The 12,537-nt window shown below is 68.1% G+C and carries 13 protein-coding genes; 6 read left to right on the top strand and 7 right to left on the bottom strand.

Annotation, left to right across the window (positions count from 1 at the left end; translation table 11 throughout):
• Positions 1–74 precede the first annotated feature (74 nt).
• From NBT82_RS13685 to NBT82_RS13690, 4 genes are all read left to right on the top strand, one after another.
• Entirely contained in the window at positions 75–3,179 is a 3,105-nt protein-coding gene (locus tag NBT82_RS13685) for an adenosylcobalamin-dependent ribonucleoside-diphosphate reductase (RefSeq protein ID WP_251328670.1), read from the top strand.
• A gap of 155 nt (positions 3,180–3,334) precedes the next feature.
• Positions 3,335–3,454, top strand: a complete 120-nt coding sequence (locus tag NBT82_RS20120) for an HVO_2523 family zinc finger protein (protein WP_305882150.1) — start codon at positions 3,335–3,337, stop codon at positions 3,452–3,454.
• A gap of 1 nt (position 3,455) precedes the next feature.
• Positions 3,456–3,590: a hypothetical protein gene (locus tag NBT82_RS20055; protein ID WP_256476591.1), complete on the top strand. Its 135-nt coding sequence runs from the start codon at positions 3,456–3,458 to the stop codon at positions 3,588–3,590.
• A complete protein-coding gene (locus tag NBT82_RS13690; protein WP_251328671.1) occupies positions 3,584–4,585 on the top strand; it encodes a phytoene/squalene synthase family protein in 1,002 nt (333 codons plus the stop codon). Before NBT82_RS20055 ends, NBT82_RS13690 begins: the two co-directional genes overlap by 7 nt.
• On the opposite strand, the gene cruF is transcribed toward NBT82_RS13690, so the two are convergent.
• The 5 genes from cruF to NBT82_RS13715 form a co-directional block, all read right to left on the bottom strand.
• Positions 4,586–5,464, bottom strand: a complete 879-nt coding sequence (cruF, locus tag NBT82_RS13695) for a bisanhydrobacterioruberin hydratase (protein WP_251328672.1) — start codon at positions 5,462–5,464, stop codon at positions 4,586–4,588.
• Entirely contained in the window at positions 5,457–6,296 is an 840-nt protein-coding gene (locus NBT82_RS13700) for a prenyltransferase (RefSeq protein ID WP_251328673.1), read from the bottom strand. The genes cruF and NBT82_RS13700 overlap by 8 nt, the downstream gene beginning before the upstream one ends.
• Positions 6,293–7,795: a phytoene desaturase family protein gene (locus tag NBT82_RS13705; RefSeq protein WP_251328674.1), complete on the bottom strand. Its 1,503-nt coding sequence runs from the start codon at positions 7,793–7,795 to the stop codon at positions 6,293–6,295. The genes NBT82_RS13700 and NBT82_RS13705 overlap by 4 nt, the downstream gene beginning before the upstream one ends.
• A gap of 87 nt (positions 7,796–7,882) precedes the next feature.
• Positions 7,883–9,304, bottom strand: coding sequence for an FAD-dependent oxidoreductase (locus tag NBT82_RS13710; protein WP_251328675.1), 1,422 nt, complete (start codon positions 9,302–9,304; stop codon positions 7,883–7,885).
• Between the two features lie 72 nt (positions 9,305–9,376).
• Complete coding sequence (locus tag NBT82_RS13715) at positions 9,377–9,520, bottom strand: hypothetical protein (protein ID WP_251328676.1); 144 nt, start codon at positions 9,518–9,520, stop codon at positions 9,377–9,379.
• A gap of 146 nt (positions 9,521–9,666) precedes the next feature.
• Between NBT82_RS13715 and NBT82_RS13720 the strand changes: the two genes are divergently transcribed.
• Both NBT82_RS13720 and NBT82_RS13725 read left to right on the top strand, forming a co-directional pair.
• Positions 9,667–10,353 (top strand): SDR family NAD(P)-dependent oxidoreductase, encoded by a 687-nt coding sequence (locus tag NBT82_RS13720; RefSeq protein ID WP_251328677.1) that lies wholly within the window; start codon positions 9,667–9,669, stop codon positions 10,351–10,353.
• A gap of 49 nt (positions 10,354–10,402) precedes the next feature.
• Positions 10,403–11,224, top strand: a complete 822-nt coding sequence (locus tag NBT82_RS13725) for a ZIP family metal transporter (protein ID WP_251328678.1) — start codon at positions 10,403–10,405, stop codon at positions 11,222–11,224.
• Position 11,225: 1 nt separating this feature from the next.
• Here the strand turns inward: NBT82_RS13725 and NBT82_RS13730 are convergent, their stop codons facing one another.
• Both NBT82_RS13730 and NBT82_RS13735 read right to left on the bottom strand, forming a co-directional pair.
• Positions 11,226–11,519, bottom strand: coding sequence for a DUF8060 family membrane protein (locus tag NBT82_RS13730; protein ID WP_251328679.1), 294 nt, complete (start codon positions 11,517–11,519; stop codon positions 11,226–11,228).
• A complete protein-coding gene (locus tag NBT82_RS13735) occupies positions 11,516–12,529 on the bottom strand; it encodes a DUF7490 domain-containing protein (RefSeq protein ID WP_251328680.1) in 1,014 nt (337 codons plus the stop codon). The genes NBT82_RS13730 and NBT82_RS13735 overlap by 4 nt, the downstream gene beginning before the upstream one ends.
• Positions 12,530–12,537: the final 8 nt, after the last annotated feature.

Below are 12,537 nucleotides of genomic sequence, written 5' to 3' on the forward strand. Positions count from 1 at the left end.
GAACCAGCCACCGGACCACGCCCGACGGCAGTATGGGGTGGGGGGCCCCGAACCGCGACAACAACGAGAGACACATGAGTACGCACGACATCGACACCGACGAAGTGGAGCTACCGATCAAACGAACCGACGGGGACACGCTCGAGGAGCGACTCACCGCCAACGCGTATCACAACATTCTGCCCGCGCGCTATCTCCGGAAGGACGCCGACGGCGACCTGATCGAGGACCCCGAAGACCTGTTCCCGCGCGTCGCCAAGAACATCGCCCTCGCCGAGGCGGTGTTCGAGTCGCGCAAGCGGGACGTCGAGATCACGGTCACGCCCGATCAGTTGAAGCCGGATCACCCGCGGCGTGACGAACTCGCCGCCGAGGTGTTCGGGGCGGGCACGACCGCCGAGTCCGACGCCGAGACGACGCTCACCGAGTACAACGTCAACAAGTTCGCCTACGAGACGGTCGTTCCCGAACTTCCCGACGAGGTCAGGTCGGTCGTCGAGGAGACCCGCGACGAGTTCGAACGGCTGATGGGCGATCTCTCTTTCATGCCCAACTCGCCGACGCTGATGAACGCGGGCGACGAACTCCAGCAGCTTTCGGCGTGTTTCGTCGACTCGCCCGAGGACGACATCGACGACATCCACCAGACCGCCAAGGAGGCCGCCCAAGTGTTTCAGTCCGGGGGCGGCATGGGCTATGCCTTCTGGCGGCTCCGCCCCTACGGCGACGCCGTCGGCTCGACCGGCGGCATCGCCTCCGGTCCGATCACGTTCATGCGGACCTTCGATCAGATGTGTGAAACCATCGCGCAGGGCGGCGCACGCCGGGGTGCCCAGATGGGCGTCATGCGGATCTCGCATCCGGACGTCATCCAGTTCATCCACGCCAAGAACAAGGACGTCTCGCTGGCGCACACCCTCCGGCTCAACGACCCCGACGACTTCACCCACAACTCCTTCGCCGCGGCGCTGGAGGAGGCTCGCGAACTCATCGACGACGAGGGGAAGGTGCCGAAACACCTCCGCAACGCCGTCGAAGGCCATCTCTCCAATTTCAACATCTCCGTCGGCGTCACCGACGAGTTCATGGCGGCGCTGGAGGCGGGCGAGGAGTTCACGTTCACCAACCCGCGCACGGGCGAGCCACACGTCGCCACTGCCGAGACGGCGGAACTCTACGAGATGTTCGGCCTCGGCGAGTACGTCGAGGTGGGGGAGGAACTGTCGATGCCCGCCGAGGTCATCTGGGAGGACATCGTCGAGGGCGCCCACGAGAACGGCGAACCCGGCGTAATCTACCTCGAACGCGTCAACAAACAGCACTCCTTCGACGTGGCGGAACATCCGGAGCATCGCATCCTCGCGACCAACCCCTGTGGCGAACAGCCCCTGGAAGAGTACGAGGCCTGCAACCTCGGGCACATCAACCTCTCGACGCTCGTCGACTTCGACGCTCCCGACTGGCGGGTCTGGGCCGAGGAACACGAAGACGAGTACGACTCCGAGGCGGCGGCCGTCGAGGCGTACCTCGACGCAGCCATCGACTGGGAGGCGTTCGATCACCGCATCGACTACGGCACCCGCTTTTTGGAGAACGTCGTCACGATGTCCGATTTCCCGGTCGACGACATCGAGCAGAAGGTCCGGGAGATGCGCAAGATCGGTCTGGGCGTGATGGGGCTGGCACAGCTGTACGTCCAGCTCGGTATCCGCTACGGGAGCGATACGGGCAACGAGGTGGCCCGACAGCTGATGACCCACATCAACCACGAGTCGAAGTGGGCCTCCCACGAACTCGCCGCCGACCGCGGTGCCTTCGCCGACTGGGACGATTCGAAGTACGCCGCGCCCACCAAGCACCGCGAGTGGTTCGAACACCACACCGGGCTCGACGCCGACGAGTGGGCCGAGGGCTTCCCGATCCGCAACCACAACACGACCACCATCGCGCCGACGGGCACGACGTCGATGGTCGGCAACACCACCGGCGGCTGTGAGCCCATCTACAACGTCGCCTACTACAAGAACGTCTCCGACGACGTGCAGGGCGACGAGATGCTCGTCGAGTTCGACGACTACTTCCTGCGGACGCTGGAGGCAAACGACATCGACATCGACGCGGTCAAGCGGGAGGCCCAAGAGCAGATGGCCGACAACGCCTTCGACGGCGTCGAGGGACTCGACACCGTTCCGGACCCCATCGGCGAACTGTTCGTCGTCACCGGCGACCTCTCCGGGAAGCAACACGCCGCGGTCCAGTGTGCCTGTCAGGAGGGCGTCGACTCCGCCATCTCGAAGACCTGCAACTTCCCCAACTCCGCCACGGTCGAGGACATGGACGAGGTGTACCGCTACATCTACGACCACGGCGGCAAGGGCGTGACCGTCTACCGGGACGGCACGCGCTCGAAGCAGGTGTTGACCACCCGCGCGAAGAACACGGAGTTCGCCGACGAGAGCGAGGCCGCGGAGGCCCTGGTCGAGCAGATCGAGGACGTGTTCGGCGGCATCGAGGGCTTCCTCGACAACGAGGACGTCCAGGCGGCCCTCGACACGCAGCTCTCGGAGCTGCTCGCGGCCGCCGACGGCGAGCGCGAACCGGAACTCGGCACCAAGCGCCCCCGGCCGGACGTGCTCCACGGCGTCACCCAGCGCATCGACACTGGCTACGGGAAACTCTACGTCAACATCAACGAGGACGACGCCGGACGGCCGTTCGAGCTGTTCGCCAACATCGGCAACTCCGGTGGCTTCACCGCCTCCTTCACCGAGGCACTGGCCAAGACCATCTCGACGGCCCTCCGCTCGGGCGTCGATCCACGCGAAATCGCCTCCGAACTGCAGGGCATCCGGTCGCCGAAGGTCGCCTGGGACAAGGGCGAACAGATCAACTCCATCCCCGACGCCATCGGGACGGCGATGCGGCGCTACCTCGACGGCGAGATCGACCAGCCCTACCCCAAACAGCAGAACCTCTCGGAACTGGAGAAAGCCGAGGCGGCCGCGATGGACGAGGGTCCGGAAGCCGACGGCGGTTCGACGGCCGCGACGGCCGACGACGACACCGCCGACCTCCTCGCCGCCGGTGAGAGTCCGGAGTGTCCGGAGTGTGGCTCGATGAGCCTCTACTACTCCGAGGGCTGCAAGACCTGCGAGTCCTGTGGCTGGTCGGAGTGCTGATCGGAGGGGACTAGGATCCGACTCGATCCGTCGGGGGTGGTGCCGTTCCCACGGCGGTTCAGAAACGAACGCTTCGCACGACGCGACGTTCCGAATCCGACAGCCCTCCCGCGCTCGGCGGAACTATCATATCGATGTAGACCCGAATCGGTTGCATGCCCGCGTCAGGTGGACGACCCTGTCCCCGCTGTGAGACGGCGATGAATCGTCGTCACTGCAAGTACGTCTGTCCGAACCACGGGGTCGTCTACGACTGCAGCGATACGTTCTGGTGACATGACGAGTCACGACCCATCCCGGTCCACGGCGCGCTCGCTCGACGGGTCGACAGCCGACCCGATCGGCGACGCGGCGGCGGTCCGCGAGGGCGGAACGAACGTGTGTAGCGTGACGGGAGCGGACCGATGGTGAGCGACGACGGCGTCGCCCGTGGCAAGGCGATCCAGCGGCGGACCGGCAAGACGTTCCACCTCGCGACGCGCCTCCTCCCCGAGCGGGTTCGCGAGGCGACGTACGTTCTCTATGCCTTCTTCCGGGTTGCCGACGAGGTCGTCGACGACGCCGAGGGCGTCCCGCCGGCGGAACAGCGCGCGGAGTTGGAGCGGTTGCGCGCGGCGGCGCTCGGCGAGGAGCCGACGGACGACCCCGTCCTCGCCGCGTTCGCCGACCTCCGCGAGCGTCACGACATCGACGACGACGACGTGAACACGTTCGTCGACGCGATGCTGACCGACGTGACCAAGAGCCGGTACGAGACCTTCGAGGAGCTACGGACCTATATGGACGGGTCCGCCGCCGCCGTCGGACGGATGATGACGGCGGTGATGGACCCCGAACGGCCGGAGCGAGCGCTCCCCCACGCGACGGCGCTCGGCGAGGCGTTCCAGCTCTCGAATTTCCTCCGGGACGTGCGCGAAGATATCGTCGAACGCGACCGGATCTACCTCCCACGGGAGACACTAGACGAGTACGGCGTTGACGAGGGCGACCTCCGGAACTTCGAGATGAGCGACGACTTCCGACGGGCGATGGAGCGCGAACTCCGCCGGACCGAAGAGCTCTACCGCGAGGGCGTCGCCGGCATCGAGTATCTCCCCGCGGACTGTCGGTTCCCGGTGCTCGTCGCGGCGGTGCTCTACGCCGATCACCACCGTCTCATCCGCGAACGGAACTACGACGTGCTCTCGGCGACGCCGAGCATCGGGACGCCCCGCAAGCTAGCCCTGATCGCCAGAACGCGCTGGTACTGGCTGTGGAACCGTGATCCGGAGACCGTGTTCCGGCGGGTGAGTGCCGTGCCGGACGCCCCGGACGAACCGGCTCCCGAACGCGACCACACCCACACCCGTGGGTTCGGGCGGCGGCTGTTGCACGGAGCGGTCGAAGGGCTCCGGCGGCTGACCTGACTACGGCCAGCGGATCGGCGCCGGCACGTCGAAGCGATCGGTGTAGAGCAGTCCGAGGCCGAACAGGCCGCCCACGGCGGCCGCGCCCCAGTTGCCGAAGTAGACGTTGATCGCCCCCCAGAGCAGGACGAAACTCACCAGGTCGTCGAGGGCGAACTCGCAGGCGTCGAGGCGGGAGCGTAGCGCCGCTCGGTCGAGGACGGCATCGAGGACGAGGACGGTCACCGTCGCCGAGAGTATCCACCCCGCGAAGTTCGACAGCGGGACGCCGTACACAGGGCCGCCGCCGGGATAGGTCCAGAACCCGAGCGCGGCGGCGCCGGGGTCGAGGACGAGGTCCATGGCGACGACCGTGCCGACCACGGCGGGGAGGCGGACCCGGGCGGCGCCGGCCCGCGGGCCGAGCAAGAGCAGACAGAGCAGGTAGGCGTTACACACCAGCGGCAGGAAGAAGACGGGGAGGCCGATCGGGACGCCCGCGACGGTCGGCCCGAGGTCGATGGCGTAGTGGAAGTCGCCGTAGGGGACGCCGGTCCGCAGGCCGACGAACTCGACGGTGTAGGCGTAGCCGGCCAGGCCGACCACCCCGAGAGCCGCCCGACGGTCGATCAGTGGCGCCACGCCGACCAGCAGCGGCGACCGCATGACGAGCGTTCCGAGCAGAATCAGGAGGGGATCGAAGGTCAGCGGCGGCGGCAGGACGCCCTCGGCGCTCCCTACGAGGAGGACGGCCCCGACGACCGGAAACACGACCGCCACGGTGAACCGGTTGTCGCGGATCAGATCGTCGAGGCGGGTCTGGAGTTCGGCTCGCGCCGGACGGTGCGCAGTCGTCGTCGAGGCTGCGATCGATCCGTCGCCGCCGTCCTCGCTACCCATACAGCAGCCTCCAGAGCCCGCCCATCGTGAGTAGGGTACCGACGGCGGTGTTCAGGGCCGGATACCACCAGTATGCCCGCGAGGCGTCGACGTCCGAGGCGGCTACCGCGGCGACGGCGACGGGATACAGGCCGAGCAGAAGGCCGAGGCGCACGTCGAGGAGAGCGAAGGCGACGGCGGCGAGCGTCCAGCAGGCCATACAGTAGGCGTAGGTCCGTCTCTCGCCGAGGCGGGTGGCGGTCGTCTCGATCCCCGCCCGGCGGTCCGGATCGATGTCGGGAATCGCGGAGAAGGTATGCATCGCCATCGACCAGAGCCACCCGCCGGCGATCCCGAGGAGGGGTGGCTGACTCCCGGCGACGGCCGCGTAGGCGGCGGCGCCGGGCAGGACATACAGCCCGTTCGAGACGGAGTCGAGCGGTGGGCGCGTCTTCAGGCGGAGCGGCGGCGCGCTGTAGGCGACACCGAGTAGGAGAAAGCCAGCGAGCCACGGCCACGCGAGACGGGGGGTGACAAGCAGGGGGACGCCCGCGAGCGCCGCACTGAGCCCCACGGCACCCGGAACGAGTCGGCCGCCGCCGTATCTGACTTCCCGCCGTTTTTTCTTTGGATTCTCCGCGTCCACGTCGGCGTCGAACACGTCGTTGACGCCGTACAGCAGCACGTTTGCGGGAACCAGGAAGTATCCGAAGAGGGCGAGCGTCGTGGGGGTGAAGAGGGCCGCCGTCGAGCGCGCACCGTAGACGACGCCAACCGCTACCGGCCCGGCCAGGTAGAGCCAGAACCGCGGGCGGGAGGTCCGAAGCAGGTAGCCGAAGCGTCCGGTCGTCATCGCGCGTCAGCCATCGTCTCGGCCGTCAGGCGGCCGCTGATGAGACACATGGGAACGCCGATGCCGGGAGTGGTGAACGATCCGGTAAAGTAGAGGCCGTCGACCTCGGTGGAGGCGTGGGGCGGCCGGAGCAGCGAGGTCTGTCGAAGGGTGTGTGCGAGGCCGAGGGCGGTCCCCTGGGTGCTGTTGTATCGCTCGGCGAACTCGGAGACAGCGAAAGTCTCCTCGACGACGATGCGGTCGCGGATGTCGACGCCGGTGTGTTCGGCGATGTCCGCAAGCAACAGGTCGCGGAACGCCTCGCGGCGCTCCGGGCCGTCATCAAGGCCGGGCGCGATTGGGACGAGCGCGAAGAGGTTGCTGTGCCCCTCGGGCGCGACGGTGTCGTCCGTCTCTGAGGGAACACACAGGTAGTACGCGGGGTCCGCGGGCCACGTCGGATCGTCGCCGAAGATGGTCTCGAAGTGGTCGTCCCAGTCGGTCGGGAGGACGAGCGTGTGGTGAGCCAGCGGGTCCACGTCGCCCTCGACGCCGAGATAGAGGAGAAAGGCCGAGGGGGCGTAGGTGCGTGACTCCCAGTAGTCGGCGTCGTACTGGCGGTCCTCGGGGACGAGGAGTTCCTGTTCGGTGTGGGCGTAGTCGGCGTTCGAGACGACCTCGTCGGGGAAAAACTCCCGTCCGTCATCGGTGCGGACGGCGAAGGCACCCTCCCGGCCCCTGATCTCCGCGACTGGATGATCGACCCGGAAGTCGACGCCCAGTTCCTCGGCCATGGTGACGATGCCGTCGACGACGCCTCCCATGCCGCCCTCGGGGTAGTAGACACCGAGGTTGAAGTCGACGTGGCTCATCAGGTTGTAGAGCGCCGGCGTGTTGGTGGGCGCGCCTCCGAGAAAGACCAGCGAGTACTGGACGATCTGCTGGAGTTTGGGGTGGTCGAAGTAATCCTCGACGTGACCCTGCATCGTCCCGAGCAGGGAGAGGCCGCGGGCATAGCGGAGGACGTCGGGGTCGACGAACTCGCGCAACCGGGAGCGGTCCTCGTAGACGAAATGTTCCATGCCGACGTCGTAGGTGTAGGCGGCCTGTTCAAGGTAGTCGTCGAGCGCCGCGCCCGCGCCGGGTTCGTAGGACTCGAAGGTCTCGCGGTTGGCGTCGAGGTCGGGAACGAGGTCCACCCGATCGCCGTCCTTGAAGAAGATACGGTAGTGGGGGTCGAGCCGTTCGAGACCGTAGTACTGCTCCGGGCGGCGTCCGAAGTCGGCGAAGAAATCCTCGAACACGTCGGGCATGAGATACCAGGAGGGTCCCATATCGAACCGGAAGCCGTCGACGTGGAGGCGGCTCGCCCGCCCCCCGAGCTGTTCGTTTTTCTCCAAGACGATCACGTCAGCACCGGCGTCGGCGAGATAACAGGCCGTCGAGAGGCCGCCGAACCCGCTGCCGACGACGACGACCGACCGACCGTCGGCGTCGCCGACCGGCGAGCTATCGTTCATGCCTCATCGTATGGACGTGATCCGTATATACTGCCCGCCCCCGAGTCCGGGAGTGATCGCCCGCCTGCGCCGCGTCCGAGGCGTCGGTCAGCCATCCAATCGGCCGTTGACGACCTTGGCGGCGACGAGCACCGGATCCCAGACCGGGCTGAACGGCGGTGCGTACGCCAGGTCCTGGCGTTCGAGTTTCCCGACGGTCAGATCGCCGCCGATGGCGGTCGCCAGCGTGTCGATACGGACCGCCGCTCGGTCGCGGCCGGCGATGGCGCCACCGAGCACCCGGCCGCTCGTCCGGTCGGCCAGAAGCGTCACCGTCGTCTCGTCGCCGCCGGGGTAGTACCCCGAGCGCGACCCCGCGGTGATGGTCGCGCTCACGGGGTCGAAGCCGGCCGCCCGCGCCGCCGCCTCGTCCGTGAGGCCGACCCGGCCACACTCCATGTCGAAGGCCTTTACCACCGCCGTGCCGGCCACGTCGCCGACGGGGGTGGGATCGCCGGCGACCGTCGCCCCCACGGCCCGGCCGGTCCGGTTCGCCGTCAGTCCCAGCGGGACCCACGTCTCCTCGCCCGTCACCGCGTGGCGCGCGGTCGCCACGTCGCCGGCGGCGTAGACGGCCGGCAGACTCGTCCGCCCGTAGCCGTCGGTGTGGACGGCGCCTCCCGGTCCCCGATCCACGCCGGTCCCGTCGAGGATGGCCGCGTTCGGTTCTACGCCGATGCCGACGACCGCCATGTCGACCGCGAGGCGGTCGCCGTCGTACGCGACCGCCTCGATCCGTCCGTCACCGATCAGCCCTTCGACCGAACGCCCGGTGTGAACCGTCACGCCCCGGTCGGCGAGGTGGGATTCGACGCGTTCGCCGACCGACGTACCGAACGGGGGGAGGACGTGCTCGGAGCGTTGGAACAGGTGGACGTCGACTCCACGGGCGGTGAGCGCCTCGGTCATCTCGACGCCGACGTATCCGCCGCCGACGATGGCCGCCCGCTCCGGTGGGTCGAGCGCGGCGTTGTGGTCGACCCGCGCCTCGTCGACCGGACCGTCTCCGAGGCGGCCTCGATCGTACTCCCCGGCCGGCGTAAGGAAGGCGTCGACGGCTGCCGCCGAGTCGAGGCCGTGGATCGTGAAGACTCCGTCGAGGGTCGTATCGAACGGGTCGGTCGTCGCGCTCGCACCCGTCGCCACCAGCAACTCGCTGTAGGGTTGTTCGACGGTCCCGTCGTGGGTACGGACCGTCACGGTCCGGTCCCCGGGCGCGACCGAAACGACCTCGTGTTCGCGGCGCAGGTCGATCCCACGCTCCGCGACGTCGGCGGGGGACAGCGAGAGGAGGTCGGTGAGGCGTTCGACGGAGCCTTCGACGAAGTAAGGCTCCCCGCAGTGGGCGTAGGAGATCCACCGTCCCCGCTCGAAGACGACGACGTCGCGGTCAGTCTCGCGTCGGAACTTGCTGGCCGCACTCAGTCCGGCGGCGTCGCCGCCGACGACGACGAAGGGGTCGCGTGCCATATCTCCCGTTCGGCGACGGTGGTCAAAAGCGTGTGTCGTGGTGGTGATGAAAGCGCGGAACCGCAGACGGTGTCAGAACCGGCCGCGACGGCGGAAGAGTCGGGTCAGGAACCGCTCGACGGGACCGGACGTGTTCGATAGGCGGGGCATCCCGGGTAGGTAGGGGGCATCCTCGGACGACTGCTGGCCGCTCCCCGTTTCGGGTACTTTGCTCATGTGTTCTTTCGTCGGTCTCTGATGGATTTAAAAATTCTGAAGTTGATTTGGCAGATGGAAAACTACCTCCCGTTGTTGGAAAACGATCACGTCCCTCGCACGGTAACTGTCCGCACATTCATGTCCGTACCGTCCGATCGGCGACCATGGACGGAACGAGCGCGGTGGTCACGGGTGCGAGTCGAGGGATCGGTGCCAGCGTCGCGAAACGACTCGCCGCCGAGGGCGCACACGTCACGTGCTGTGCGCGGCGACGGGAGGTAGTCGAGTCGGTCGTCGCGGACATCACCGACGCGGGCGGCGTCGCGCGGGCCGTCCGTGCCGACGTACGCGACGAGTTCGACGTCGAGCGCCTGATGGAGACGGCCGCGCGGGAGGGAGACGGCATCGACCTGGTGGTAGCCAACGCCGCGGTCAACCACGGTGATCCGGGATCGAGCCCCCTCGACGAGGAGTCGTACTCCCGGTTCGACGACACGATACGGACGAACCTCCGTGGTGTCTTCACGACGGTTCGCGAGGCCCTACCCCACCTCGCCGGCGACGGCCGGATCCTCGTTCCGTCGGGGGCCGTCGCCCGCGAGTCGACGCCGGGTATGGGGGCCTACGCCGTCTCGAAAGCGGGCGCCGAAGCGCTCGTTCGGGGCTTTGCGGCCGACGTGGAGCAGTCGGTGGCGGCCGTCGATCCCGGCTACGTGGCCACGGATCTGAGCGGCGACAGGGGTCGCGATCCGGCGGATGTGGCCCCCATGTTCGTGTGGGCGGCCCGCGACGCCGAGGACGTCGACGGGGAGATCCTCGACCTCCGGACCTGGAAGTCGGCGACACGGTAGCGGGCGTCGAACCGAACGTATTATTAATATCCTCGTTTTGGTTGTTAACGTGACCCGCCGATCACTCGTCGGTCCCGTCGCCACCGCGACTCTCGTGGGGTTGTCCTGGTTCGCGGCGACCGAGGAGACCTGGAAACTGCTTGGAATCTCGTGGGTCGCCTTCGCCGCGATGGCGCTCGGGATTCCGCTCGGGCGGCGGTCGCTCGGTGGCCGCCCGTGGACGCTCGTCTGGGGATACGGCCTCGCGAGCGGCGCGATGGTGACGAGCGCCGCCGTCTTTCTCGTTCCCCAGGCCATCGCTCACGACTCGACGTTCGGTGGCTTCGGCGTCGCCTTCGGCCTGCTGGTCGGCTTTGCCAGCCACACCGTCGGTCACCGTCTCGCCCACCTCGACCTCCCCTTCGATCGCACCGCGACGGAACTCACGGCTCACGCCTTCTCCGCGGGCGTCATCATCGGCGTCGTCTACGGCAACATGCCGGATCTCGGCCCGATCCTGGGGCTCGCCATCGTCTCGCACAAGGGGCCGGCGGGCTACGCCGCCGCCCGCCGACTGGTGACGAACGACCGCGACCCGACCGTGTTGCTCCTGCCCGCGGCCGGCGTCGGCATCGCAGCCATCCTCGCCAGTCTGATCGCCCTGCCCGCCGCGCCGACGGTGCGGGGCGTCGTCTTCGGGTTCGCCGCCGGCATCTTCCTCCACGTGGCGATGGACTTCCTGCCGCGATGCGAACTCGGGAGCGACGTTCACGAGCTACTGACGGTGAGCGGCGACGCCCACGCTCTGCTTGATCGCCTCCGCGTCCACGCCGTCCTCAGCACGGGGCTCGGCGGCGTCGCGGTGTTCGGTGCGTGGCTCCTCGTCTCGTAGCTTACGAACCGTAGAGGCGTCGGAGCTGATAGGAGATGCCGATTCCCGCCGCCAGCAACACGACGAGGTTGAATGCGGCCTGGAACATCGAGCGGTACTCGTCGGTGACCCACGTCGCGATCACGTTCGAGACGCTGAGATATAGCCGCACGACTGCGACGAAGGCGAGCAAGCCGAGAACCAACAGGATCGCGTAGTTGGCGTACCGCCGGATTCGGACGCCGGTGTCGTCGGCGTCCGCGTCGGTACCGGTGTCGTCGATACTCGTCTCGGTGTCGGTGTTGCTCTCGCTCATTGGCGTTTCCTCCGTGCGAGTAGGGCAGCGGCGACGACGGCGACGACGGCGACGGCGACGCCGAAGCCGGGGCCGCCGCTGGCAGTCGGTTGTCCCGTCGCCTCGGGTACGGGCCGGTCGCCGCCCTCGCCGTCACCACGGGTGAAGTCCCCGACTTCCAGTTCCACCTCGCGGCGGGTCTCGTTGACGCTGATCGTCTCCGAGGGGTTGAGGTTCGCGGCCCCGCGGGCGCTGTCGATGACGACCCCGTCTCTCCAGAGGACGGCGTCGATGTAGTAGTTGTACCCCGCGGGGACGGCCAGTCGCGTCTCGACCGTCTCCGTCCGTCCGGGACGGATCGACTCGACCGTCACCGACGTGCGGTTGGCGACGATGTTGGAGTCGGCCTGCCGGAGCGTCACCGTGACCCGGAGGTCAGCCGGTCGCTCGTCGCCGCCGTTGGTCAACCCCATCTGCAGGGCGAGCGTGGTCCGCTCCTCGCCCGCCTCGGCGACCGAGAAGGAGACTGGCGGGAGGGCGTCGGCGGACGCGAACCGGACGTCGCTCCGGGCGTACGGCGGCTGGAGGGCTTCGAGGCCGCGGAGTTCCCGCGCCCCGCTGTCGATCCGCTGGCCGTCTCGGTAGACGACCGTGCGAATCCGGTAGCCGCCTTCCCGCTCGACGGTCAGGTTCGTCGGAACCGCCACCTCGCGTTCCCCGGAGAGATTCCCGACGCGAACGGTTCGGGTGGTCTCAACCAGTCCCGACTCGGTATCGACGGCCTGTACTCGCAGGCTGACGTTCCGGGCCGGCGGACCGCGGTGTGAGAGGCGGGTTGTCACGTTCAGGGTAACCGTGTCGCCGGTCACGTCGCCCGCCGCAATCTCCATGTCGGCGATGGTGACCGGGCCGGGCCGTACCGGTCGCTCCTCGCTGGGGTCGGCGAGGGCACCGGGGACCAGGACCGCCGCGACGACGGTCAGGAGGACGACACCGACCGTCCCCGCGGCCAGCGCTGTTTCGCGACGCATAGCCCCGA

This window comes from Haloplanus sp. HW8-1 (assembly GCF_023703795.1).
In the GTDB taxonomy this organism is placed as follows: Archaea; Halobacteriota; Halobacteria; order Halobacteriales; family Haloferacaceae; genus Haloplanus; species Haloplanus pelagicus.

Coding starts and splice junctions, on each gene's coding strand:
- NBT82_RS13685 (WP_251328670.1), top strand. CDS start 75: ATGAGTACGCACGACATCGACACCGACGAAGTGGAGCTACCGATCAAA.
- NBT82_RS20120 (WP_305882150.1), top strand. CDS start 3,335: ATGCCCGCGTCAGGTGGACGACCCTGTCCCCGCTGTGAGACGGCGATG.
- NBT82_RS20055 (WP_256476591.1), top strand. CDS start 3,456: ATGACGAGTCACGACCCATCCCGGTCCACGGCGCGCTCGCTCGACGGG.
- NBT82_RS13690 (WP_251328671.1), top strand. CDS start 3,584: ATGGTGAGCGACGACGGCGTCGCCCGTGGCAAGGCGATCCAGCGGCGG.
- cruF (WP_251328672.1), bottom strand. CDS start 5,464: ATGGGTAGCGAGGACGGCGGCGACGGATCGATCGCAGCCTCGACGACG.
- NBT82_RS13700 (WP_251328673.1), bottom strand. CDS start 6,296: ATGACGACCGGACGCTTCGGCTACCTGCTTCGGACCTCCCGCCCGCGG.
- NBT82_RS13705 (WP_251328674.1), bottom strand. CDS start 7,795: ATGAACGATAGCTCGCCGGTCGGCGACGCCGACGGTCGGTCGGTCGTC.
- NBT82_RS13710 (WP_251328675.1), bottom strand. CDS start 9,304: ATGGCACGCGACCCCTTCGTCGTCGTCGGCGGCGACGCCGCCGGACTG.
- NBT82_RS13715 (WP_251328676.1), bottom strand. CDS start 9,520: ATGAGCAAAGTACCCGAAACGGGGAGCGGCCAGCAGTCGTCCGAGGAT.
- NBT82_RS13720 (WP_251328677.1), top strand. CDS start 9,667: ATGGACGGAACGAGCGCGGTGGTCACGGGTGCGAGTCGAGGGATCGGT.
- NBT82_RS13730 (WP_251328679.1), bottom strand. CDS start 11,519: ATGAGCGAGAGCAACACCGACACCGAGACGAGTATCGACGACACCGGT.
- NBT82_RS13735 (WP_251328680.1), bottom strand. CDS start 12,529: ATGCGTCGCGAAACAGCGCTGGCCGCGGGGACGGTCGGTGTCGTCCTC.